The sequence below is a fragment of the Hominiventricola aquisgranensis genome (assembly GCF_040096225.1).
Classification (GTDB): Bacteria; Bacillota; Clostridia; order Lachnospirales; family Lachnospiraceae; genus Hominiventricola; species Hominiventricola aquisgranensis.
In genome coordinates, this window is the sequence record NZ_JBBMFC010000019.1 from 1 (window position 1) to 22,503 (window position 22,503).

At 46.2% G+C, this 22,503-nt stretch carries 28 protein-coding genes; all 28 read left to right on the plus strand.

Translation table 11 applies throughout. The features are described from left to right. A partial coding sequence (locus tag WMO62_RS10865; RefSeq protein WP_349144641.1) for a hypothetical protein occupies positions 1-187 on the plus strand: 187 nt, incomplete at its 5' end. 56 nt (positions 188-243) lie between these two features. Then, positions 244-618: a flagellar basal body rod protein FlgB gene (gene flgB, locus WMO62_RS10870; protein ID WP_009266747.1), complete on the plus strand. Its 375-nt coding sequence runs from the start codon at positions 244-246 to the stop codon at positions 616-618. A gap of 11 nt (positions 619-629) precedes the next feature. Beyond that, a complete protein-coding gene (fliE, locus tag WMO62_RS10875) occupies positions 630-950 on the plus strand; it encodes a flagellar hook-basal body complex protein FliE (RefSeq protein ID WP_349144642.1) in 321 nt (106 codons plus the stop codon). 79 nt (positions 951-1,029) lie between these two features. Next, positions 1,030-2,640: a flagellar basal-body MS-ring/collar protein FliF gene (gene fliF / locus WMO62_RS10880; RefSeq protein ID WP_349144643.1), complete on the plus strand. Its 1,611-nt coding sequence runs from the start codon at positions 1,030-1,032 to the stop codon at positions 2,638-2,640. Beyond that, positions 2,627-3,634: a flagellar motor switch protein FliG gene (fliG, locus tag WMO62_RS10885; RefSeq protein WP_349144644.1), complete on the plus strand. Its 1,008-nt coding sequence runs from the start codon at positions 2,627-2,629 to the stop codon at positions 3,632-3,634. Before fliF ends, fliG begins: the two co-directional genes overlap by 14 nt. Then, positions 3,618-4,382, plus strand: coding sequence for a FliH/SctL family protein (locus WMO62_RS10890; RefSeq protein ID WP_349144645.1), 765 nt, complete (start codon positions 3,618-3,620; stop codon positions 4,380-4,382). The genes fliG and WMO62_RS10890 overlap by 17 nt, the downstream gene beginning before the upstream one ends. A 15-nt stretch (positions 4,383-4,397) precedes the next feature. Further along, positions 4,398-5,699 carry a flagellar protein export ATPase FliI gene (gene fliI, locus WMO62_RS10895; protein WP_349144646.1) on the plus strand — a complete coding sequence of 434 codons (1,302 nt, stop codon included), beginning with the start codon at positions 4,398-4,400 and terminating at the stop codon, positions 5,697-5,699. An 18-nt stretch (positions 5,700-5,717) separates the two neighbouring features. Beyond that, positions 5,718-6,170, plus strand: a complete 453-nt coding sequence (fliJ, locus tag WMO62_RS10900; protein WP_120171075.1) for a flagellar export protein FliJ — start codon at positions 5,718-5,720, stop codon at positions 6,168-6,170. A 62-nt stretch (positions 6,171-6,232) separates the two neighbouring features. Continuing rightward, positions 6,233-7,390, plus strand: coding sequence for a flagellar hook-length control protein FliK (locus WMO62_RS10905; protein ID WP_349144647.1), 1,158 nt, complete (start codon positions 6,233-6,235; stop codon positions 7,388-7,390). A 15-nt stretch (positions 7,391-7,405) separates the two neighbouring features. Then, positions 7,406-7,942, plus strand: coding sequence for a flagellar hook capping FlgD N-terminal domain-containing protein (locus WMO62_RS10910; RefSeq protein ID WP_349144648.1), 537 nt, complete (start codon positions 7,406-7,408; stop codon positions 7,940-7,942). 28 nt (positions 7,943-7,970) lie between these two features. Further along, positions 7,971-8,345, plus strand: a complete 375-nt coding sequence (locus tag WMO62_RS10915) for a TIGR02530 family flagellar biosynthesis protein (RefSeq protein WP_138375857.1) — start codon at positions 7,971-7,973, stop codon at positions 8,343-8,345. 83 nt (positions 8,346-8,428) lie between these two features. Continuing rightward, entirely contained in the window at positions 8,429-9,736 is a 1,308-nt protein-coding gene (locus WMO62_RS10920; RefSeq protein ID WP_349144649.1) for a flagellar hook-basal body complex protein, read from the plus strand. Between the two features lie 91 nt (positions 9,737-9,827). Next, entirely contained in the window at positions 9,828-10,022 is a 195-nt protein-coding gene (locus tag WMO62_RS10925; protein WP_009266736.1) for a flagellar FlbD family protein, read from the plus strand. A 29-nt stretch (positions 10,023-10,051) separates the two neighbouring features. After that, positions 10,052-10,891 (plus strand): motility protein A, encoded by an 840-nt coding sequence (locus tag WMO62_RS10930; RefSeq protein WP_349144650.1) that lies wholly within the window; start codon positions 10,052-10,054, stop codon positions 10,889-10,891. A gap of 14 nt (positions 10,892-10,905) precedes the next feature. Further along, positions 10,906-11,670 carry an OmpA/MotB family protein gene (locus WMO62_RS10935; protein WP_349144651.1) on the plus strand — a complete coding sequence of 255 codons (765 nt, stop codon included), beginning with the start codon at positions 10,906-10,908 and terminating at the stop codon, positions 11,668-11,670. An 18-nt stretch (positions 11,671-11,688) separates the two neighbouring features. Beyond that, positions 11,689-12,702, plus strand: coding sequence for a flagellar motor switch protein FliM (locus WMO62_RS10940; protein ID WP_349144652.1), 1,014 nt, complete (start codon positions 11,689-11,691; stop codon positions 12,700-12,702). A gap of 76 nt (positions 12,703-12,778) precedes the next feature. Beyond that, entirely contained in the window at positions 12,779-13,138 is a 360-nt protein-coding gene (locus WMO62_RS10945) for a response regulator (protein ID WP_054703330.1), read from the plus strand. A 20-nt stretch (positions 13,139-13,158) separates the two neighbouring features. Beyond that, positions 13,159-13,602, plus strand: a complete 444-nt coding sequence (gene flgC, locus WMO62_RS10950; protein WP_054703331.1) for a flagellar basal body rod protein FlgC — start codon at positions 13,159-13,161, stop codon at positions 13,600-13,602. 27 nt (positions 13,603-13,629) lie between these two features. Continuing rightward, positions 13,630-14,961 carry a flagellar motor switch protein FliN gene (gene fliN / locus WMO62_RS10955; protein WP_349144653.1) on the plus strand — a complete coding sequence of 444 codons (1,332 nt, stop codon included), beginning with the start codon at positions 13,630-13,632 and terminating at the stop codon, positions 14,959-14,961. Positions 14,962-14,972: 11 nt separating this feature from the next. Beyond that, entirely contained in the window at positions 14,973-15,329 is a 357-nt protein-coding gene (gene fliO, locus WMO62_RS10960; protein ID WP_009266729.1) for a flagellar biosynthetic protein FliO, read from the plus strand. Beyond that, complete coding sequence (gene fliP, locus WMO62_RS10965; protein ID WP_009266728.1) at positions 15,322-15,984, plus strand: flagellar type III secretion system pore protein FliP; 663 nt, start codon at positions 15,322-15,324, stop codon at positions 15,982-15,984. Before fliO ends, fliP begins: the two co-directional genes overlap by 8 nt. Positions 15,985-16,001: 17 nt before the next feature. After that, positions 16,002-16,262: a flagellar biosynthetic protein FliQ gene (locus WMO62_RS10970; RefSeq protein WP_349144654.1), complete on the plus strand. Its 261-nt coding sequence runs from the start codon at positions 16,002-16,004 to the stop codon at positions 16,260-16,262. Positions 16,263-16,284: 22 nt separating this feature from the next. Continuing rightward, positions 16,285-17,052, plus strand: a complete 768-nt coding sequence (gene fliR / locus WMO62_RS10975; protein WP_349144655.1) for a flagellar biosynthetic protein FliR — start codon at positions 16,285-16,287, stop codon at positions 17,050-17,052. 36 nt (positions 17,053-17,088) lie between these two features. Then, entirely contained in the window at positions 17,089-18,153 is a 1,065-nt protein-coding gene (gene flhB / locus WMO62_RS10980; RefSeq protein WP_349144656.1) for a flagellar biosynthesis protein FlhB, read from the plus strand. A 3-nt stretch (positions 18,154-18,156) separates the two neighbouring features. Then, positions 18,157-20,226: a flagellar biosynthesis protein FlhA gene (gene flhA / locus WMO62_RS10985; RefSeq protein ID WP_349144657.1), complete on the plus strand. Its 2,070-nt coding sequence runs from the start codon at positions 18,157-18,159 to the stop codon at positions 20,224-20,226. Positions 20,227-20,244: 18 nt separating this feature from the next. After that, on the plus strand, positions 20,245-21,054 hold the full coding sequence (locus WMO62_RS10990; RefSeq protein WP_349144658.1) for a sigma-70 family RNA polymerase sigma factor: 810 nt from the start codon (positions 20,245-20,247) through the stop codon (positions 21,052-21,054). After that, entirely contained in the window at positions 21,035-21,775 is a 741-nt protein-coding gene (locus WMO62_RS10995) for a flagellar hook-basal body protein (protein WP_009266722.1), read from the plus strand. Before WMO62_RS10990 ends, WMO62_RS10995 begins: the two co-directional genes overlap by 20 nt. 16 nt (positions 21,776-21,791) lie before the next feature. Next, a complete protein-coding gene (locus WMO62_RS11000; protein ID WP_349144659.1) occupies positions 21,792-22,502 on the plus strand; it encodes a flagellar hook-basal body protein in 711 nt (236 codons plus the stop codon). The last annotated feature ends 1 nt before the right edge of the window (position 22,503 follow it).

Consider the following 22,503-nt stretch of genomic DNA (forward strand, 5'->3'; position numbering starts at 1 on the left):
CGGCGGATCCGGCAGCGTACGGAATGTGAGTGGGAAGACAGGAGTGAATCTCTGTCCGCTCTGCGGAGAGGGAAAGCAGGTTACGGATACATCGGGAGAGATGCTGACGCTCCTTTCGGAACTTTTTAAGGTTCAGATCCAGCGTCAGATGATCTCGTCAGATGATTTTACGGGCACATTTGTTTGATAAAAGCAGGACTTCGCAGAAAAATCGGTCAATGAAAAGGAAAGGGGAGCGACCAGATGTTTGGCAATACGATCTCAATGATGGAAAAATCCATGGACTATCTGTGGAAGAAGCAGGAAGTGACGGCAAATAACATTGCCAATGTAGATACACCGGGATACCGGAGGAAACGCGTTAATTTTGAAGAAACATTCAGAAGAAAACTGGAAGCAGCCGCATTAACTGGGAAAAATGAGGATGTACGTCAGGCGATCCAAAGTTCAAAAAGCTATGTTGTGGAAGACGCGCACACAACGAGAGCAGATGGGAACGGCGTCAATGCCGATGTGGAATATACGGAACTTACAAGAACAGCACTGCAGTATCAGTATTTGACACAGTCGTTGAGCGGCGATATCGTCAGATACCGGTCAGCGATCAAAGGACAGTAGGGGAGGTCTCTATGGACGAATTATTTATACAGCCAATCCAGGTAAAAACGATGGAGAGCGGCATCGAAAGTATCTCGGCAAATGGCGGACAAGTCAGCGGTAAGGGCGGCGCGGAAACATTCAAAAGCGTTTTCCGGGAAGCGATCGACAACGTGACAAGTACAGAAAATGACCTGGTAAATAAACAGTATCTTTTAGCTACGGGACAACTGGAAAATGCACACTCTGTGATGGTGGCGTCTTCACAGGCACAGCTCGCAGTGGACATGTTGGTGTCGCTGCGGAATAAAGCAATGGAATCTTATAATGAGTTAATGCGTATCAGCCTGTAAAAAATACAAGGCTGATATTCTTGCGTAATGAAACGTAAAAAAGATGTTAAGAAAATGTTAAAAGGAAACTTTTGAGCTTATGAAAGAGAAACTGGAACAGATAAAAGAATTTGTGGGAAAGTTAAGCAGCAAGACGAAAAAGCTGATCATAGCGGGAGCGGCGCTGCTGTTGATCGCTGCGGTCGCCGTTGCATTTATTCTGAATAACCAGCCGTATGAGGTATTGTTTTCCGGATTGGGAACGGAAGAAGCACAGCAGATCGTTGGAAAGCTGCAGGAAAGCGGCATTGATTTTAAATATCAGGGAGAATCTACGATCTTAGTGAAAAAGGATGTCCTGGATGTGACGAAAGCACAGCTCGTACAGGAGGGGTATCCAAAGAGCGGGTTTACATACGATACATTTATCAATAACGTGGGTATGATGACGACGGATTCCGACAAGCGGACGTACAAATTATATGAACTGCAGGACCGGATCAGTTCTACGATCCGGTTGTTTGAGAATGTCAAAGATGCGAAAGTAACGATCGCGTTAGGTGAAGAGAGTAAATATGCTTTGGATGACGAGGCAAAGCAGGATTCCAGCGCGACCGCAGTCGTGACGATGAAAGACGGCGGATCGCCGACAGAAGATCAGGCGGCGGCGATCCAGCGTCTGGTCGCGAAAAGTGTGCCGGGAATGGAACTGGATCAGGTTGCGGTATTTGACGGAAATGGAAATGACGTTTCCGTTTCCGAAGAGTCGTCAAGCATGAACGGATCTGACGCGGAAGAGATCGCGGCAGTGATCGAAAACCAGATCGAAGAAAAAGTGCATGATGTGCTCGGACCGATTTACGGTAATCAGAACGTAAGGATTTCCGCAAGAGCAAAGGTCGATACGCAGCGGCTGATCACGGAGAGTACAACGTACAATACACCGGAAAAAATCGATCAGAATGATAAAAGCGGAATCGTCAGTCATGAAGAAAGTATGACGGAGAACACGAAGAACAGGCAGGGAACCGCAGGTGGAAAGGTTGGTACCGAAACCAACGCGGACAATACCGAGTACGCTGCCGGCAGAGGCGGCAACAGCAGCGCAAGTTCTGAAAGCGAAAGTGTTTCCAAAGATTATCTGGTCAATCAGATCAAAGAACAGGGGCAGATCGATCCGGGAGTCCTTACAGATCTGACAGTAGCGGTTGCAATTAATGGAGAGGGATATGGTGAATTGACGGAGAAGCAGATCCGGGATCTGGTAGGAAATGCAACCGGAATCGCGGCGGAAGACAGAGAGGGAAAGATCTCTCTGGTAAGCGCACCGTTCTATAAGGCAAATACAGAGGAGGCGTCGGCAAAGGCGAATGCCATGGATACGAAGACCCTCCTGATTCTTGCGGGAATCGCAGCGGCTGTACTGCTGATATTGAGCATTATCATTCTGATCGTTGCAAAACGGCGCAAAAAGAAGAGAATGTTGGAAGAACAGGAACTTCTTGCGGCAGAGACGGAAGTAATGCCGGATCTGCATGCGGATAGCGACGAGGATATTGGAAGACTGAGTAAAGAGATGCAGGAACTTCGGAACGACCGAGGAATGGAATTGAAGAAACAGGTACGCGAGTTTGCGGATCAGAATCCTGAGATTTCTGCCCAGTTGTTAAAATCATGGCTTAACGGAGGAGAGGATCATGGAGAACAATAGTTTAACGCCGGAACAAAAAGCCGCGGCGGTTATTGTCTCTTTGGGAGCGGAAAAGGCATCGAAAGTTTACAAGCATCTGAGTGAAAGCGAAATTGAAAAGCTGACGATTGAAGTCGCGAAGCTGGGACATGTACCTCCTGAGCAGACCGAAGACGTGTTGGATGAATTTTATAAGACGTGTCTTACACAGAAAGTTGTGACCGACGGCGGAATGGAATATGCGCGGAGCGTGCTGGAAAAAGCGTTTGGAGAGGCAACGACGCAGGTATTGCTGGAAAAATTGTCGAAATCCTTAAAAATGCGGCCGTTTGAATTTATCCGAAAAAGTAGTGTGAAGAATCTGTTTTCTTTCTTACAGCATGAACGTCCGCAGACGATCGCACTGGTGCTTTCCTATGCGGATGCAGATCAGGCGGCGACCGTGATCAGCGAACTGCCCAAAGAGAAGCGGATCAAAGTGGTCGAGTGTGTGGCAAAGATGGAGAGCGCTTCTCCGGATGCGATCAAGATCGTGGAATCCACGTTGAAGAAACGGTTTGAAAACATTCTTACCACAGATTACACAACCATTGGCGGTATCGATTATATTGCAGACGTTATGAATCATATGGATCGTGGAAATGAGAAGTTCATCTTTGATGAATTAGGGAAAGACAACAGTGAACTGGCAGATACGATCCGCAAGAAGATGTTCGTATTCGAAGATATTGTATCGATGGACAACCGTTCGATCCAGCGGTTTATCCGTGAATGTGACGTTAAGGATATCGTATACGCATTGAAAGGCTCAGACGAGAAGATCAAAGAACTTATTTTTGCCAACGTCTCTAAGCGTATGGCGGAAAGTATCAAGTCAGATCTTGAGATCACAGTCAATGTACGGCTTCGCGATGTAGAAGAGGCACAGCAGAGAATCGTAGCTGTGATCAGACGTCTGGAGGAAGCCGGAGAGGTGATCATTGTGAAGAGCGGAAAGGATGAGATCATTGCCTAGTAGGAATATCGTAAAAGACGCCGAAGAGCGGGATGTGCAGTCGTATGATTTTTTTGCGGGCTTTTTATTAAAAAAGGAAGAAGAAGTTCCGGAAGAAGAACGTATTCTGGAGAAGCCGGAAGCGGAAGAGATAGAATATGAGACTTTAAAGGAAGAGATTCTGGAAGAGGCAAGAGAACAGGCGAGACATATCGTGCAGGAGGCAAGACAGCAGGCAGAACTTCTCCGCGAGGAAGCCTTTGAAGAGGGAAAAAAGGCGGGGGAAGAGGAGGGGATCCGCTCCGCATATGAAGAACATCGGAAGATGCTGAATAAGGAACTGCGTTCTTTCCAGCAGAATTTTGCAGATGTGATCCGGGACGTGAGTATCCAGAAAGACAAAATTCTGGAAAAGAATATTGACGATCTGAAGCAGATCTCCATCTCCATTGCGGAAAAAGTGATCCATACGAGCATACGTTCCAGTGAGGAGATCATCAAAAGGATGATCCTGGCAGCCACAGAAAAGCTGAAAAAGCGACAGTGGGCGAAGATCTACATTACGAAATGCAATACGGATGTGAATATGGAAGTGGATGCAGAATTTCTGGAATCTCTGTCCCATCTGTCCGATAATCTGAAGATCATCACGATGAATGATGGGGAAGAGGGAACCTGCATTGTGGAGCTACCGGACGAGGTGATCGATGCAAGTGTGGGAACACAGTTGGAGAATATCAAAGATATTTTGAATAATGTAAGAAGATAAGCGGAGTTGACAGCGATGTTTAAGAAATTCCCGGAACTGATCGAGAATGCAGAGACGATCAGTTATATCGGTAAAATTGAGAATATAGTAGGGATGTGTATGGAATCTTCCGGAAGCCGGGCAAGTATCGGAGATATCGCCATAATCTACAACGAAGAGACGCACAAACAGATCCCGGTGGAAGTGGTCGGGTTCAAAAACGACAAGATCCAGTTGATGGCGTATGACAATATCAGTGGTGTTTCCGTCGGAAGCTTTGTGAGAAATACCAAGCACAGACTAAAGATTCCGGTAGGTGAGTTCCTCCGGGGAAGAATTATCGACGCAACGGGGAAGCCGATCGATTCGCTTGGCGCGTTTGAGTCCAGCAGACATTATTATGTAGATAATACATATATCAATCCACTGGATCGTCCGCCGATCACCGATACGCTGGACTTCGGGGTGAAAGCGATCGACGGTCTGAATACGGTCGGAAAAGGACAACGTATCGGGATTTTCGCCGGAAGCGGCGTTGGAAAGAGCACGCTGCTTGGGATGATCGCAAAAAATGTAAAAGCGGATATCAATGTGATCGCCCTTGTGGGCGAGCGAGGCAGGGAGGTCCGGGAGTTTGTCGAGAAAGATCTCGGGGAAGAGGGACTGAAACGGAGCGTCCTTGTGGTTGCGACATCGGATCAGCCGGCGATGCTGCGGATGAAATGCCCGTTGGTTGCGACAACGATCGCGGAGTATTTTAAAGATCAGGGCAAAGACGTTCTTCTTATGATGGATTCCCTCACCCGATTTGCGATGGCGCAAAGGGAGATCGGACTTGCGATCGGAGAGCCGCCGGTTGCAAGAGGATATACCCCCTCGATTTATGCGGAATTTCCGAAATTGCTTGAGCGAAGCGGAAATTTCAAGGAGGGATCGATCACAGGCGTTTATACGGTTCTGGTAGAGGGAGACGATACCAACGAACCGGTTGCCGACACCGTGCGCGGTATTTTGGATGGACATATCGTGTTGAGCAGAAAGCTGGCGAATGAGAATCATTTTCCGGCGATCGATGTGAATGCGAGTATTTCGCGTCTGATGTCGAACATTGTGGATGAAGAGCATAAGGCGGCGGCATCCGCGCTGCGGGATATCTTGAGTATTTATGCGAAAAATGAAGATCTGATCTCGATCGGAGCCTATAAAGCGGGCTCGAATCCAAAGCTGGATTTTGCGATTTCCAAGATCGATCAGGTAAATGCATTTTTAATGCAGAAAGTGGACGAGCATTTTACAAAAGAAGAAATTTTGGAAATGATGAAGCAGATTTTAGCATAAAGAGGCTATTGATAAGACATGAAAAAGTTTTTTTTCTCGTTAAATACAGTGTTGAATTATAAAGAACAGGTTTTGGAGAGTCTTCGCGGAGAACATGTGGCGGCGCTTTTGAAAGTCAGGGCATGTGAAAGAGAAATAGAAGCTCTGGAAAATCAGCATAAAGACTGTATGGAAGAATTTGAATGTCAGAAAAGAACCGGGATCGCAATCTCTAAAATGAAGACCTATGAGGGGTATTTAGAAAGTCTGGGCGTTCGGATCTTAAGAAAACAGGAGCATCTTGCAGACTTGAAAGAGGATGAGATAAAAAAACGTACCCGGATGATCGAAGCGAAGAAAGAATTTACTTCGATCCAGAAATTAAAAGAAAAAAAACAGGAAGAGTACCGCAAGCAGGAACAGAAAGAAAACGAGACGTTAATTGAAGAATTTGTTTCATCCAGAACGGCAGTTTCCAAATTGAACGGGTAATCCTGCATACAGCAGATTACTATATAAAATCAAAATAACAGAGAAAGGAAGGGAAAGGGAAAATGGAGTTTGTATCTTTTCAAAATGTGAATCATTTTGTCCCGAAACAGGCAGAGAAAGAGCAGAAGCAGTCCGCTGACAGAGAAAGCTTTCAAGATATCATGAAGAAAGCGCCGGAGCAGGCACAGACGGAAAAAGAGCAGGAAGACGTTTCCAAAAGCGAGAAGAAAGATCCGATCGTACAGAACGGGAATTTCGTACTGCAAAGCCAGTTATTGATCGTGCAGGCGCCGGTTCAGGAAGCTGTGCAGCAAGGGCAGGAAAATCCGATGACGGAAACTGTACCGGGAGAGCTGTCAGCAGGAACAGTACCAGAGAATGCAGAATGGACGGGATCTCAACAGGTCATGTCCGGTATCGAGACTGCGGAAAATGCGGGAATGCTCATCGACGATGCATCCCGGCAGGAGGCGCAACGACTTTCGGAAAAGACAGAGATCACACCGGAAACACTGCAGACGACAGACAACGGGCAGACCACACCAAAGACAACGGTTTCCGAGACTTCGCAGACGGAAAACCAGACCGGGAACGGCGTACAGAGCGGGGATCCGTTCAAAGCGGATCGGAAAGAAGAGTTGGAAAAATCTTCGGATCTGGATCGGCTCACGGAAACGCAGCCGGAAGAAAGTAATGTGGCGACGGTCGGAAGACAGGATGCTGCCGAACATACAAGCGGCGCTGCCAGAGAATCCGGAAAACGGGAACAGATCCAGGGATCGAGAGAGGTGCTTATGGTATCAAAGCAAGAAGAACTTCCGCAAGAGCTGACAAGACAGTTGTTAGTCAAAGCCTCGTCCGGCAGAAATGAATTTGAGATCCAGATCACGCCGAAACATCTTGGTGAGATCACCGTGCGGATCGCACAGGAAGACGGATGCAGTGTTGTGTCGATCATCTGCTCTGAGAAAAAAACGATGGAGCTGCTGGCACAGAGTGCAAAGGAAATCGGAAGTGTGATGGAACAGAATCTCGGAAAACCGACAGAGATCTATGTGGACGAGCAGAAGAGCGAGACACTCTGGCAGGACGGACAGCAGGATCAGGATCATTCCGGACGGGAATCGGAGCAGTATCGGCAGAAAGAAGAACAGGAAAAAATGCAGAAAGCAGAGAATGCCCGGTTTCTCCAGGAATTGAGACTGGGACTGATCGGGTAGGAAAGGAGAGAAAATATGGCAGTCAGCAGCGTAACAGGAAACAGCAATGCATTCAACAATCAGTACGCGACGCAGGGCGCGGCAGAGGCGAAGAACAGTGAAATGTCCATGGATGATTTCTGGCAGCTTATGGCGGCGCAGCTTCAGTATCAGGATATGACGAATCCGATGAGCAACAGCGAGATGATGAACCAGATGACACAGATGGCAACGATGAATGCGATGACACAGGTGTCCAATGCGATCGCCAATTTTGGTATCGTTACGAACAACTTGTCGCAGGTCACACTGACGTCTTATTCTATGGGAATGATCGGAAGAGAAGTCACGGTAGCGACGGTGGATGAAAACGGAAAAGTGAATGGCGAGAAAAAGGGCGTTGTCACAGGAGTTGACCTGACAGGCGGACAGTTTGTCTATATTGACGGTGAGAAGTACAGCTTATCACAGATCATGAGTGTCGGGGACGTTCCGAAGAATGAGGAAACGACACCGCCGGAAACGGAGAAGCCGGAGACGGAAAATCCGGAGACAGACGGAGAGAAGAGCTGAGTGTCGCATACAGGCAGGGGGATAAAATATGAATCAGATCAATAAGCTCACAAATGTGAATGCATTGAAGCTCTCTCATGCGTCTGTGCAGACACAAAAGACAGATGAAAGATTTTCCACATTGTTAAAAGAAGAGCTGGACCGCTCAGAGGGAGTCCGCTTTTCCAAACATGCGGCACAGAGAGTTGCGGAACGGGGGATCGAAGTTTCGGACCGGCTGATGTCGGATTTGAATCAGGCGGTAGAAAAGGCAAAAGCGAAAGGAGCCAGAGATGTTGTGATCATCGGAAAAGACGGCGCCTTTATCGTGAATGTTCCTCATAATCTGATCGTTACCACGATGAATGGTAACGAGATGAAAGAAAATATTTTTACAAACATAGACAGTGCTGTACTTTTATAGGCCGGACCATTATGGAGGTCTGATGTCTGTCCGAATGACAGGCACATGGGCAGCACAACGAAAGAAAAGGAGATAGAGAACAAATGGTCAGATCAATGATTGCAGGAGTTGCAGGATTAAAGACACATCAGTCCAAATTGGATGTTATTGGTAACAATATTGCAAATGTAAATACATGGGGATTCAAGTCTTCCAGTTTTAACTTCGCAGATTCCATGTATTCTACTTCGATCAACGGATCGGCAGGAAACGATCTTGCAGGAGGAGCCGGAGGAAGAAATGCTTCCCAGGTTGGATATGGAGTTACAACCGGATCAATCTCTACATCGTTTCAGGCAGGCGCTCCGGCGCCGTCCGCAAGTTCTCTCGATTGTATGATCGATGGAACCGGATTTTTCCTTGTAGGAAATATGATCAACGGAAGCTTTACCAACGTGGAAGAGTCCGGACTGAATCTTTCCAGAATCGGTTCGTTCTCTGTGGATGGAAATGGGTATCTGGTAGACTCCATGGGAAGTTATGTATATGGATATTCACTGGTTGACGGAACCGGAATCCCGGAGAAACCGGCGACGGCAAGCAAATGGACGATCAAAAATGCAACCGTGACGATCGATAAAACTGGAACGCCAAACACCATCTCGATCGGCGATGTGAAGGTGCAGACAACGAAGACCGATTTTAAAGGACAGGTGCAGGACTGGATCGCACAGGTGACAAAGAAAGGTGGAGGATTTGAGGGATTTACGATCAATCTGGAGAACTACAATGACGGCGCAAAGACAGTCAACCTGACGATCGAATCCAACCAGAAAGGCGTTGTGCAAAACGCAGCCGGCAAACCGGGAGATCCGGGTAAGATTACGACTGCATGGGGAAATGGTAAAAATACGACCGCACCGCAGGGTGGAACTGAGAAGGACAACTTCACACAAACCGTGATCGGCGCCAACCGTGTACCGGGCATCGCGGCAGAGTTCAGTGACGAACTTTCCACGATCCAGATCCCGACGGATCCGGATACCGGAATGGCATACAATATCCAGAGTTATAAGATCAACGAAGACGGCTCTGTTGTCGGTGTGGACGAACAGGGACGCACCATTGCCATCGGACAGCTTGCTTTGATCACGGTAGAGAATCCAAACGGTTTGGAGAAAACAAACGGTTACTACTATAATATCGGACCAAATGCGGGAACTATCGAACATATCAAAGCGAACGGCGGAGCAGCCGGAAAGATCCGGGGAAATTATCTGGAGATGGCGAATGTGGATCTGGCAAACGAATTCTCACAGATGATCACAACACAGCGTGGTTATCAGGCGAATTCAAAGATCATCACCGTTACAGACCAGATGCTCGAAGAACTTGTCAATATGAAACGATAAAAAAGAACGATCCGGAAGGAGCGGGTAAATCTCCCCCGCTCCCCAGATAAAAAAGCCGGATGATCGATAAGAGAAAAGGGGAAACAATACTATGATCATGCTTACAAAACTGAATGACGAGAAAATTATTTTAAATTGTGAACAGGTAGAGGCAGTGGAATTTATACCGGAAGCAAAAGTGATTATGATGAATGGAAAGTTCTATATCGTGAAAGAAAGCGGAGAAGAGATAATTGAGAAAACAATCGAGTACAACGGAAAAATCCGGAGTTACGTTAATAAATAGAAGAAACAAATCATAGGGGAGGCAGCAGCATGGATTTAACCAGTATTATAGGTGTGGTAATCGGTGTGGTCCTGATTGTCTTTGTGGGAATCGGACCTAAGGATCTGGGCAACTTTTGGGATCCCGCAAGTGTGGCGATCGTGCTGGGCGGTACGCTCGCATCTGTTGTGGCGAGTTACCCATTTAGCGTGTTGAAAGCCACAGCAAAACATATCAAGATTTTATTTCAGGGCAAACGCTACAATGTACAGGCGTTGATCGATACGCTGGTAGAAATGGCGCAGACTGCAAGAAAGAATGGTCTGCTCGCACTGGAAGAAAAGGCGAACGAACAGGATGATGCATTTTTCCGGCAGGGGATCATGATGATCGTGGATGCGACAGAACGGGAAGAGGTGCGCTCAATCATGGAAAACGAACTGGATATTATGGATCAGCGCCATGAAGAGTCCTTAGGGATTTATGAGAAAGCGGCGAATTATGCGCCGGCATTCGGTATGATCGGAACACTTGTCGGTCTGGTAAACATGCTGAATGGAATGGATATGGACGCGGGAGCGTCTTCTAATATCGGACCGGCTATGGCGACGGCATTGATCACAACTTTTTATGGATGTGTGCTGGCACATTTATTCATTTCTCCGATCGCCAAAAAACTACGCGTGCGGAATGAAGAAGAGCTTTTGTACAAGCAGATCATGATCGAGGGACTTCTGGCGATCCAGTCGGGAGATAATCCGAAGTTTCTGAAAGAAAAACTTTTGACATATTTGAGCTACAATGACAGAAGCAAGCTTCAGGACGGCGAAGAGGGCGACGGCGAGGAGAAAGCAGCTAAAAAATCAGGCGGTAAAAGAAAAAAGAAATAGGGTGAGATAACAAGATGAGCAAGAGGCGTGAAAAAAAGCCGGAGAATGGATCAAATTGGATGGACACCTACGGAGATATGGTGACTCTATTGCTATGCTTTTTTGTGTTGCTGTATTCTATTTCTTCTGTGGATCAATCCAAGTGGATCAAGCTTGTAGAAAGTTTTAATCCGGATGCAAAAGAAGTCAGTCAGATTGTAACGGATACGGTAGCAGATGGAAATGACGAAGTTCCGGGCAGTGCTGAGGCAACTGAGGAGGCTGTGTTCGACGAATTGTATGAACGGTTGAAGCTGGCGGTGGAAGACGCTGGGATCGAGACGGAAGTGGAATTGACCAAAGGCGATGGGTATACTTTTGTACGGTTCCGGGACACGATATTTTTTGATGGGGACAGTGCGGTGATCCGTCCGGAGGGAAAAGTTATACTGGACAGGTTTGCGGAGGCGATCGCTCCGGCAAGCGATGTAATTCAGGAAATTCAGGTTTTGGGACATACGACGCAGGCGCTTCCCAATCATCAGAACGATGTGGTGAACGACCGCGTTCTTTCATGTGAGAGAGCGGCAAATGTCACAGTATATCTGCAGCAGAAAAATCTGGTTTCTCCGGATAAGCTTGTATCGGTCGGATATGGGCAGTTCAGACCGGTCGCACCGTTTGACACGGAAGAGAACCGGTCAAAGAACCGAAGAGTTGAGATCATCATTACGAAAAATAATTCCATACAGCGAAGGCTGGATGAGTATTATGAAGAAGTGGTTGGAAAAAATGAGTAAAGGCAGGTGTTCATAAAGATGGCAGAAGTGCTTTCACAAAGTCAGATTGATGCGCTGCTGCATTCTATGCAGAATGCAGATGTGGAAGAAAGCAAAGTTACACAGCCGCAACCTACGAAAACATATCGAAAATATGATTTTTACAGTCCCAAAAAATACACAAAAGATAAGTTGAAAATGCTGAAAAGCATTTATGATAACTATGCTCGGATCGCAACTTCGCAGATCAACGGCTTGTTCCGGGTGGCGAGCGAGGTGGAAGTGATCGGCGTAGAAGAGCAGAGATATTATGAATTCGGGAATGCACTGAATGAGACAGATGTGATCACTCTTGCGAAAGCAGAATTACAGGATCATTCGAAAAATCCTCCGATGGTGTTTCTTATTTCTCCGATCCTGATGGGGTCGATGATCGACAGGTTGTTGGGCGGAACCGGAACAGATACGGGAGTAGACGGTTCCTATGTATATACAGATATTGAGATCGCTCTGTATGAGAGTGTGATCAAACATTTGATCGCAATCACAAAAGATGTGTGGTCTACTTATATCCACATGGATGTGGAATTTGGATGGGTAGAAGAAAATCCGAGTATGTTCCAGGGGATCAGTGTGGATGAGACAGTCGTGATCGTCATGCTGAGAATTTCTCTGGGTGAGAATATCGAGGGAGCAATGAATATCTGCCTGCCGGGTACATTGTTGTTTAATATCTTTGATATTATAGAGAAGACCAAACATCTGGCAGATAAGGATAACAGCCACATGCAGCGAGATAACCAGGAAGAGATTCTTGAGAGTATCAAAGAGTCTGAGATGGAAGTCATGGCGCAGCTTGGCGTTGCGCGGCTGAATCTGGACGATATTTACAATCTTCATGTGGGCGATGTGATCGATTTGAACAAGCCGCAGGATTCCGCAGTATCGGTACATGTTGCCGGTCAGCCGTGGTTCAAAGGAAAACTTGGCGTATACAATAAGAACATCGCAGTAAAAATTGAAGAACGTGCAGAAGAAAAAAATGCAGGGTAGAAAAGAAATGACGGAGAAATATCAAAGATTCTCTGTACATATAAAAAAAAATATTTATGAAAAGAGGTAATGATAAATGGCAAAAATTTTATTGGTAGACGATGCAGCTTTTATGAGAATGATGTTAAAGACAACGTTAGGACAGGCTGGTTATACAGACGTGATCGAGGCGGCAGACGGTGCGCAGGCAGTGGAAATGTATCAGGCGGAGAAACCGGATCTGGTATTTATGGATATTACGATGCCGAATAAAGACGGTTTGGAAGCACTGAAAGAGATCAAAGCATTAGATCCGGCGGCAACGGTTGTGATGTGCTCAGCAATGGGACAGGAAGCGATGGTTATGGATTCCATCAAGTCGGGAGCGAAAGACTTTATTGTAAAACCGTTCAAACCGGAACGTATTTTGTCAACGATCAAGAAAATTCTTGGATAATCAGGGAGTGAGGAAGAAAAATGTCTTTTTTGAATTCTTTTGATATTAGTGTTTCAGGATTGACTGCACAAAGGCAGAGGCTGGATACTGTCGCAGAAAATATAGCAAATGCACAGACGACGAGAACCGCGGACGGAGGTCCATACCGACGTAAGATCGTTTCTTTTGAGGAGAAACCGGCGAGTTCTTTTCAGGAGGAGTTCAATAGCCGTCTTCGGCGCTCCGGAATGGAAAAAGGCGGCGTGCGTGTTTCACAGATTACAGAAGATCAAAGAGATCTGATTCCGGTATATGATCCGGATCATCCGGACGCAAACGAAGAGGGTTATGTTATGATGCCGAATGTAGATCTTGTAAAAGAGACCGTAGACGGAATGGCTGCGACAAGATCGTACGAGGCGAATATTACAGCGTTTAATGCGATCAAAATGATGTCGCAGAAAGCGTTGGAGATCGGGAAATAAGTAATTGCATAGGAGGAAAAGGGCAGAATGGGATCCAATTGTCTTAGCGCATTGGAAATAGATGCCGTAGGCGAAATCCTGAATATCAGTTTGGGAGCTTCGGCAACTGCGGTTTCAACAATGCTGAATACCAGAGTAGATATTACCACTCCTGTTGTAAATGTTGTCCGCAAGGATGAGTTTAAAATGGACAGAGTGGAGCCGGCGATCGGAGTTGAGATTACTTATATATCTGGCTTGGAGGGAAGCAATGTCATGTTGTTAAAAAGACATGACGTGCGGGTGATCGTGGAAATGCTGATGGGCATTCCGATGACGGATGAAGAGTTTGAATTAAACGAGATGAATATCAGCGCGGTCTGTGAAGTGATGAACCAGATGATGGGGGCGTCTTCCACAGCGCTTTCCGAATTCCTTGGAAAAGTTGTAAATATTTCAACACCGATTTCCTTTGAAGTGGAAAATGAAAAAGCGTTCATCGATAAATATTTTTCCGACGACGATTACAGAGTCGTTGTAAAATTTGCACTGAAGATCGCAGACAAACTGGAAAGCGAATTCTTTAACGTAATGCCGATCAGTCTTGCAAAGAGCCTTGTGAAAGGATTTCTTCCGGACGATGTGATCGTCGATCCGGCAAATGTAAATGAGGAAACGAAAGACGTTCCGAATGAAGAAGCAGCGCCGTCTTCAGGAGGAAAGCAGACGCTCTCCCAGGAGGAGATCGAAAGTCTGTTAAATGCGGAGGGAAGTACACAGGCAATGGTTGAGCAGCCTGCAGAACCACAGCAGGATCAAATGAGCGCCGGTATGAACCAGCAGATGAACGCACAAATGAATCAGGATCCGCAAATGAATCTGAATCCGCAGACTATGGCGCAGCAGCCGATGATGTCGGGAATGGCAGATGCATCTATGATGCAGATGCAAATGCAGATGATGCAGCAGATGATGCAGCAAATGCAGCAGATGCAGCAAATGCAGCAGATGCAGCAACAGCAGGAGGAAAAACAAAAAGCGGCAGAACCAAAACTGATCAACGTGCAGCCGATGGTGCGACAGAATCTGAATCAGGACCGCGGCGTGGTTCTTCAGGAAGAACAGGAAGAAAATATGGAACTGATCATGGGGGTTCCGCTTGAAATCTCCGTGGAGATCGGAAGAACAAAGAAACTGGTGAAAGATATTCTGGACTTCACCAAAGGATCTTTGGTTGTTCTGGATAAACTGGCGGGAGAACAGGTCGATCTGTTCGTCAACGGACAATGTATCGCAAAAGGCGACGTTGTGGTTGTAGAAGATAATTTTGGAATTCGTATTACAGAGATCACGAAAATCAACCTGGCAACATTAGAATAGGAAGGACGATTATGGGGAGTGTGATTCTGACTTTTATAGCGGCTGTTTTTATCATTTATCTAAGCTATGTCGTCAGCAAATATGTAGGACGAGGAATGAATAAAAACGGCAATTCACATTATATGCGAGTGGTCGATCAGCTCATGGTCGGACAGGATCGATACGTTGCGGTTGTACAGGCAGGGGACAAATACTTGCTGATCGGGGTAACTTCTCAGCAGATCAGCCTTTTGCAGGAACTGGATCCGGAGGATTTGATCCCGCTTGCGCCAATTCAGGGAAACAGTACACCTAAAGCACAGGAATTCAGAGAGCTCCTGAACAAATTTGGTAAAATGACCCAAAAAGGGGGAAAAGAAGATGTATGATTCCTTAATTAATGTCAATGGCAATCAAGTCCCTACATTAGAAATCTTATTGCTTCTGACTATTGTGGCGCTGCTGCCGTCATTGATCATCATGATGACTTCTTTTTCCCGGACGGTCATTATCCTGTCATTTTTGCGAAATGCGCTTGGAATCCAACAGACTCCGCCCAATATGGTGTTGGTCGGGATTTCCTTGTTTTTAACATTGTTCATTATGGATCCGGTGATCAAGGAAATCAATACGGAAGCATATGAACCATATAAAAATCAGCAGATCACGCAGGAAGAGGCGTTGGAGCGGGCACAGGTCCCGCTGAAAGAATTCATGTTAAAGCAGACGGAGAAAAGCAGTCTGAATTTATATATGGATATGGCGGATGTGCAGCTGGCGGAGGACGAGAGCCCGGAAGACCTTTCCATGACGGTCATTGTCCCGGCGTTTATGACCAGCGAACTCAAGAGAGCGTTTGTAGCAGGATTCTTATTATTTATTCCGTTTCTTCTGATCGACATTATCGTCTCCAGTACGTTGATGTCGATGGGAATGATCATGCTTCCGCCCGCGATGATCTCGCTGCCGTTCAAATTACTTCTTTTTATTACTGTGGACGGCTGGAACTTACTGTTCTCGACAATTGTAAAAAGTTTTCGATGAAGGGAAGAGATTGTTAGATGACAAACGGGGAAGTATTAGACTTAATGTATGAAGTGTTTGTACTGGCAGTTCAGCTTGGAGGACCGGTTCTGTTCATCAGTATGCTCGTTGGCGTATTAATCTCCATTATACAGGCGGCAACCCAGATCCATGAACAGACGATCACGTTTGTTCCCAAGCTGCTTGTGATCGGGATCATTTTGGTGTTTACGGGCGGGAACATGCTGGAGACGCTTCAGGATTTTACAGTACGGATCTTTCAGATGATACAGGGATGACGATTGGAGCAAGGAGAGAGAAATGCTGTTCGATACTACTGCACAGATCACCCTGTTTTCACTGATATTAATGAGAATGTCAGGGTTTATATTATTGAATCCGATTTTAGGAAGAAGAAATATCCCGATGCAGGTAAAGTCTGGATTCATTTTTATTTTGACAGTTACGGTATATTCTTTTTCGACAGGTGATGCGTTTGATATTACAAATCCGCTGGAGTATGGACTGCTTCTATTTAAAGAGTTTGCGGCGGGGTATGCGATCGGATTTGTAACAGAATTATTTTTCTTTGTGATCACATTTGCAGGATATGTAATGGATTTTCAGATGGGAATGTCGATGTCAACGGTATATGATCCGCAGAGCAATGCGCAGGTGCCGATTACAGGCAGCCTTTTACAGGCGTTTTATGTATTGTTGTTCTTTGCGGTGGACGGACATCTGGCTTTGATGAAGATTTTGCTGACATCGGCGGAGATCGTGCCTTACGGCGGGATTCTTCTGACGCAGGGGCTTGCGTCCCGGATGGTCGAGTTGTTTTCCGAGTGCGTGGTACTCGGGATCAAGTTTGCATTTCCGGTTCTGGCGGCTGAATTTCTGGTAGAGATCGGAGTTGGGATCCTCAATAAGATCGTACCGCAGATCAATGTATTTGTGATCAATATTCAATTGAAAGTAATCGTAGGTTTGGGGTTACTTGTATTGTTGATCTCCCCGATCGGGGAGTATCTCTCCAATCTTGTTACTGTGATGGTGAAAGCAATACAGGAAATCCTTACGTTTTTATAAAACAGAAATTCAGAAACGAAAGCGAAGTGAAGACAGATGGCAGACGATTCCAAAACTGAAAAAGCCACGCCCAAGAAGCGGCGCGATGAGCGGAAAGAGGGTCATGTCTTTTCGAGTAAAGATGTAATTGTCGTCGTGTCGCTTCTTGGGACGTTCTATGGGTTACAGATCTTGTTTCCGACTATATACAAGACGATCCGTGAGAATCTGCTCTATTATCTGAACAATGCGTTGTCGATTGAAGAGTTATCGATGGCGCAGTTGAGCGCTTTCGGGATAGACGCCATGCAAGTGCTGGCGATCTGCATTCTTCCACTTGGATTTATTTCGATCACGCTGGCAGTTGTGGCAACGGGCGTTCAGACAAAATTTATTTTTACCGCAAAATCAGCGGCGTTCAAGTTGAGCAATCTGAGTATTATCAAGGGAATTAAAAACTTGTTTTCCCTGCGGAATTTGATAGAGCTTTTAAAGGGGATCCTGAAGATCACGATCCTGTGCGTCGTGTTGTATCAGGCTTTGGAAGCGGATATGCGGAATATTATGCGCATGATGGATATGGACATTCAGGTATCTTCGGTGTATACATTGCAGCTTGTGATGGATATGGTCGTGAAGATCGGGTTGATCTTCTGCGCGATCGCCGGTTTTGATTATTTTTATCAACGATGGGATTATGAGAAAAAGATCCGGATGTCCAAGCAGGAACTGAAAGAGGAGTTCAAGCAGACGGAGGGAAATCCTGAGATCAAAGGAAAAATCCGAAATCTGCAGAGAAGCCGGGCAAGGAACCGGATGATGCAGGCAGTTCCGGATGCGGATGTGATCATCCGTAACCCGACGCATTTTGCCGTCGCGCTAAAATATGATATCCATAAAAACAACGCGCCGATACTTGTCGCAAAAGGACAGGATCTGATTGCTTTAAAGATCGTGGAAATCGCAGAGAAAAACGGCGTTACCGTTATTGAGAACCGGCCGCTGGCGCGGGGAATCTATGCGACGACGCCGTTGGACGGTGAAATACCGGCGGAATATTATGGAGTTGTGGCAGAGATTCTGGTACAGGTTTTCCGAAAGAATAAAAAAAGTCTGGAGTAAAAGATGAAGAAACTATTGAATAATGCAGTCGCTGTGATCGTTGTAATGATCGTACTGTTATTAATCATTCCATTGAATCCATTTGTATTGGATGTTTTTATAATTTTGAATATTTCCATTTCATTGATCATCTTGCTGATCAGCATGAATATCAAAGAGCCGCTGGAGTTTTCGATTTTTCCATCCATGCTTTTGATCACGACGTTGTTCCGTATCGGGATCAATATCTCTTCCACGAGAAATATCCTTGGAAACTCGGGAACGGCGGGAGCTGTGATCAAGTCGATGGGAGATTTTGTATTACAGGGAAACGTTGTAGTTGGTTTCATTATCTTTATCATTATCGTATTGGTGCAGTTCCTTGTTATCACAAAAGGTGCGGAACGAGTTGCGGAGGTTGCGGCACGTTTTACATTGGATGCGATGCCGGGAAAACAGATGGCGATCGACGCAGACTTAAGTACCGGTCTGATCGACGAGCAGCAGGCCAAGGAGCGGCGGTATAAGATCCAAAAAGAAGCGGATTTTTACGGCGCCATGGACGGTGCTACGAAGATCGTAAAGGGAGATGCGGTCATGTCCCTGATCATTACCGCAGTCAATTTCTTCGGCGGTATGATCATCGGAATGGTGCAGGGGGGAATGTCATTTTCAGAAGTCCTTTCGGTGTATTCGATCGCAACGGTCGGAGATGGTCTTGTATCTCAGATCCCTGCGCTTCTGATCTCCACGGCAACCGGTATGGTCGTGACCAGATCCGTTTCGGAGGGAAGTCTGAATGAGGATGCTTCCAAACAGTTTCTTGCCCAGCCGAAAGCAATCATGATCACCGGCGCGGCGCTGGCAGTGATGCTTGTGATCCCGGGAATGCCGAAGCTCCAGTTTGGCGTAGTCTCACTTGGATTGATGCTTGGAGGTTATATGCTGACGAAGCGGATGGAGGAAGCAGCTTCCGCTTCACGAAAAGCAGAAGAGATGGAAGAAGCCATGTCGCAGCAACAGCAGATGGTTTCCGAGGAAGAGGCGTTTAAGGACATCAGCAATGTGTATGATCTGATACAGGTAGAGCCGATCGAGATGGAATTTGGATATAGTCTGATCCCGCTGGTAGATGAGGGCAGCGGTGGAAAAATGATCAACCGGATCGTGATCTTCCGGCGGCAGTACGCACAAGAAATGGGATTTGTAATTCCGTCAATCCGGTTAAGAGACAGTTCCAGTCTGAATACCAATCAATACGTGATCAAGATCCGCGGCGAAGAAGTCGCAAAGGGTGAGATACTTGTGGATTATTATCTTGCTTTAGAACCGCCGAATCCGGAGAAAGAGATCGAGGGAATCGATACGATCGAACCGGCATACGGCATTCCGAGTAAATGGATCACTGTGGATAAGAAGGAGATGGCGGAGATTTATGGATATACGGTGATCGATCCGTTATCCGTGATGCTGACCCATTTATCGGAGACGATCAAACAACATTCTTACGAGCTTCTGAACCGACAGGAAGTTGTGAAGCTGGTGGACAATATGAAGAAGAAATCACCGGAACTGATCGAAGAACTGATTCCGACAACGATTTCTTATGGAAATTTCCAAAAAATATTGACGAATCTTTTGAAAGAGGGCATTCCGATCAAAGATATGGAGACGATCATGGAGACGATCATCGACGCGTCTATGGCGGTGAAAGATCTGGATTCTGTGACCGAACATATCCGTATGGCGCTGAAGCGTACGATCACGAGAAAGTTCTGTGAGGGCGGCAGCATGAAAGTGATCACTCTGGATGCAGATCTGGAGAAGAACATCATCACAAGCCTGACCGCAGGCGATCAGGGAATGTATCTGGCGCTCAGTCCGGATGTGATGCAGACCGTGATCACAAAACTGGGAGAGGAAATTAAAAAATTCAACGGATTTTCACAGCCTCCGGTTGTTCTTACGAGCCAGGTCGTGCGCGTACATGTGCATCATCTGATCGAACAGTTTTATCCGAATGTTTATGTTCTTTCTTTTAATGAGATCAACAATAATATACAAATCCAGGCGGTAGGGAACATTGCCGTCTGACAGTTATGAGGGAAGAGTATGAGTATACAGGAAGATTATACAGAAAAGTCGAATGAAGAACTTTTGCAGATGTATGGCTCTACCCATAGTCTGGAGATCAAACAGGAACTGGTGATGCGTTATCTCTATGTTGTAAAGAGTATTGCGCTGCAGAAGCGCGATGTATATATCAGCTTTTCGCAGATGGAAGATATTGTCAACGAGGGCGTGCTTGTGCTCATGAATGCGATCGAGAAGTTTGACGCAAAAAAACAGGTGAAATTCGAGACCTATATTTCCAAAAGGATCAAAGGCATGATCATCGATCTCGCGAGAAAACAAGACTGGGTCCCGAGGAGCGTAAGAAAAAGCGCAAGAGATATTGAAGATGCGGTTACCACATTATATAATAAAAACGGAACAGATCCGTCGCCGGAAGAGGTAGCGAAATATCTTGGGATCACGATGGAGAAGTATCAGGAGATCTTAAAGAAAGCGACGTTGTTCCATGTACTTTCTCTGGATATGGTGCTGGCAGAGGCGCAGGAGAACAGTACGCATGTACAGCTTCCGACCAGCGGGGAAGAAAAGCAGCCGGAATCCTGCCTGCTCAGGCAGGAGCTGACCGATGTGTTGGCGGAGGGGATCAGAACATTGAGGGAAAAAGAGCAGCTGGTCATTTCGCTTTATTATGTAGAGGAATTGAACATGAGGCAGATCGCGCAAGTGTTGGAGATCAGCGAGCCCCGTGTGTCTCAGATCCATAGCAGCGGTATTAAAAAATTAAAAAAATATATGCAGAAATTTAATCAGGAAGGGGAAAAGAAGCATGTTTCAAGGATATTATAATCTGGCGTCGAATTTGATCGTGCAGAATCGAAATATGAATGTGATCAGTAACAATATGACGAATATCTCCACGCCCGGATTTAAAAGCGACCAATTAGTTCAGGGAACATTCCGGGATGAGATTTTGTATCGGTTTGAGAGAGACGGAAGAACTCCGATCGGAACTACCTCAAGGATCAACACGGCGGAGGGCGTCGCAACAGACCAGACGCAGGGAACGCTTCGCGCCACGGAGCGGGCGCTGGATCTGGCTTTGAGCGGAAAAGGCTTCTTTGCGGTACAGAGCGGACAGGAAACCGTGTATACAAGAAATGGTTCTTTTAATGTGGATAATGAGGGGTATCTTGTACTTCAGGGGCTTGGAAGAGTTCAGGGACAGAATGGACCGATCCGGGTAAATACAGATGACATCCGTGTGACGGAGCAGGGATACGTCTTAAGTGCAGACGGAAGAGAAAATTACGGACGATTACAGGTTGTGGATTTTGCGGATTATGAACAACTGGAAAAAACGGCAAACGGAGCGTTTCGTTCCAATGCGCAGCCGCAGGGCGTAAATGGTACGGTGATCAAGCAGGGATATCTGGAAGACTCGAATGTGTCGATGGTGCAGGAGATGACGAACATGATGAGCGGTCAGCGGTCGCTTCAGAGTTCGGCGCAGCTTTTGAAAATGTATGACCAGCTCAGCGGAAAAGCAATCCAACTTGGTTCGATGTAAAGGAAAGGAGATCGTTATGTATTCATCTTTTTATGCGGCTGCAAGAGGCGTGATCGCACAGCAGCAGAAACTGGATGTTACGGCAAATAATCTGGCGAACATCAATAACTATGGATATAAGAATAAAAGCGTTTCTTTCTCCAATCTGATGTATTACAATATGAACAATCAGTACGGACAGGATACGGCGATGAAAGCGGGAACCGGCGTAAAGGTGGAAATGACAAACACGGATTTTACACCGGAAGCATACAGAGAGACCGACGGAGCTTATGATTTTGCGATCGGAGGAAAAGGATTTTTCAGACTGGTCAATCCGTCCAGCGACGCGGTGACTTATACGCGGAATGGACATTTCAGTCTATCCCAGCAGGGAAATCAGTTTTATCTGGTCAATGACGCAGGCAACCGGGTGTGCGACCGGAACGGAAATCCGGTTATTGTGAACAACGGTACGTTCAGCGGTGAGATCGGGATATATCAGTTTAATATCACGGATGGGATGCAAAGCGTCGGCGACAACGAGTTTGCACCGACGGCAAAGAACGGAACGCCGTTTTTGGTACAGGACGGAAAGCTGATCCGTCATGCTTTGGAAACTTCCGGAGTAGATATGGCAGAAGAGATGACAAAGGTGATCGAAAGTCAAAGAGCATACTCCTATGCACTGCGCATGGTGCAGACGTCTGATGAAATCGTAAATACAGTCAATTCATTGAGACAGTGAT

Coding starts and splice junctions, on each gene's coding strand:
- flgB (WP_009266747.1), top strand. CDS start 244: ATGTTTGGCAATACGATCTCAATGATGGAAAAATCCATGGACTATCTG.
- fliE (WP_349144642.1), top strand. CDS start 630: ATGGACGAATTATTTATACAGCCAATCCAGGTAAAAACGATGGAGAGC.
- fliF (WP_349144643.1), top strand. CDS start 1,030: ATGAAAGAGAAACTGGAACAGATAAAAGAATTTGTGGGAAAGTTAAGC.
- fliG (WP_349144644.1), top strand. CDS start 2,627: ATGGAGAACAATAGTTTAACGCCGGAACAAAAAGCCGCGGCGGTTATT.
- WMO62_RS10890 (WP_349144645.1), top strand. CDS start 3,618: ATGAGATCATTGCCTAGTAGGAATATCGTAAAAGACGCCGAAGAGCGG.
- fliI (WP_349144646.1), top strand. CDS start 4,398: ATGTTTAAGAAATTCCCGGAACTGATCGAGAATGCAGAGACGATCAGT.
- fliJ (WP_120171075.1), top strand. CDS start 5,718: ATGAAAAAGTTTTTTTTCTCGTTAAATACAGTGTTGAATTATAAAGAA.
- WMO62_RS10905 (WP_349144647.1), top strand. CDS start 6,233: ATGGAGTTTGTATCTTTTCAAAATGTGAATCATTTTGTCCCGAAACAG.
- WMO62_RS10910 (WP_349144648.1), top strand. CDS start 7,406: ATGGCAGTCAGCAGCGTAACAGGAAACAGCAATGCATTCAACAATCAG.
- WMO62_RS10915 (WP_138375857.1), top strand. CDS start 7,971: ATGAATCAGATCAATAAGCTCACAAATGTGAATGCATTGAAGCTCTCT.
- WMO62_RS10920 (WP_349144649.1), top strand. CDS start 8,429: ATGGTCAGATCAATGATTGCAGGAGTTGCAGGATTAAAGACACATCAG.
- WMO62_RS10925 (WP_009266736.1), top strand. CDS start 9,828: ATGATCATGCTTACAAAACTGAATGACGAGAAAATTATTTTAAATTGT.
- WMO62_RS10930 (WP_349144650.1), top strand. CDS start 10,052: ATGGATTTAACCAGTATTATAGGTGTGGTAATCGGTGTGGTCCTGATT.
- WMO62_RS10935 (WP_349144651.1), top strand. CDS start 10,906: ATGAGCAAGAGGCGTGAAAAAAAGCCGGAGAATGGATCAAATTGGATG.
- WMO62_RS10940 (WP_349144652.1), top strand. CDS start 11,689: ATGGCAGAAGTGCTTTCACAAAGTCAGATTGATGCGCTGCTGCATTCT.
- WMO62_RS10945 (WP_054703330.1), top strand. CDS start 12,779: ATGGCAAAAATTTTATTGGTAGACGATGCAGCTTTTATGAGAATGATG.
- flgC (WP_054703331.1), top strand. CDS start 13,159: ATGTCTTTTTTGAATTCTTTTGATATTAGTGTTTCAGGATTGACTGCA.
- fliN (WP_349144653.1), top strand. CDS start 13,630: ATGGGATCCAATTGTCTTAGCGCATTGGAAATAGATGCCGTAGGCGAA.
- fliO (WP_009266729.1), top strand. CDS start 14,973: ATGGGGAGTGTGATTCTGACTTTTATAGCGGCTGTTTTTATCATTTAT.
- fliP (WP_009266728.1), top strand. CDS start 15,322: ATGTATGATTCCTTAATTAATGTCAATGGCAATCAAGTCCCTACATTA.
- WMO62_RS10970 (WP_349144654.1), top strand. CDS start 16,002: ATGACAAACGGGGAAGTATTAGACTTAATGTATGAAGTGTTTGTACTG.
- fliR (WP_349144655.1), top strand. CDS start 16,285: ATGCTGTTCGATACTACTGCACAGATCACCCTGTTTTCACTGATATTA.
- flhB (WP_349144656.1), top strand. CDS start 17,089: ATGGCAGACGATTCCAAAACTGAAAAAGCCACGCCCAAGAAGCGGCGC.
- flhA (WP_349144657.1), top strand. CDS start 18,157: ATGAAGAAACTATTGAATAATGCAGTCGCTGTGATCGTTGTAATGATC.
- WMO62_RS10990 (WP_349144658.1), top strand. CDS start 20,245: ATGAGTATACAGGAAGATTATACAGAAAAGTCGAATGAAGAACTTTTG.
- WMO62_RS10995 (WP_009266722.1), top strand. CDS start 21,035: ATGTTTCAAGGATATTATAATCTGGCGTCGAATTTGATCGTGCAGAAT.
- WMO62_RS11000 (WP_349144659.1), top strand. CDS start 21,792: ATGTATTCATCTTTTTATGCGGCTGCAAGAGGCGTGATCGCACAGCAG.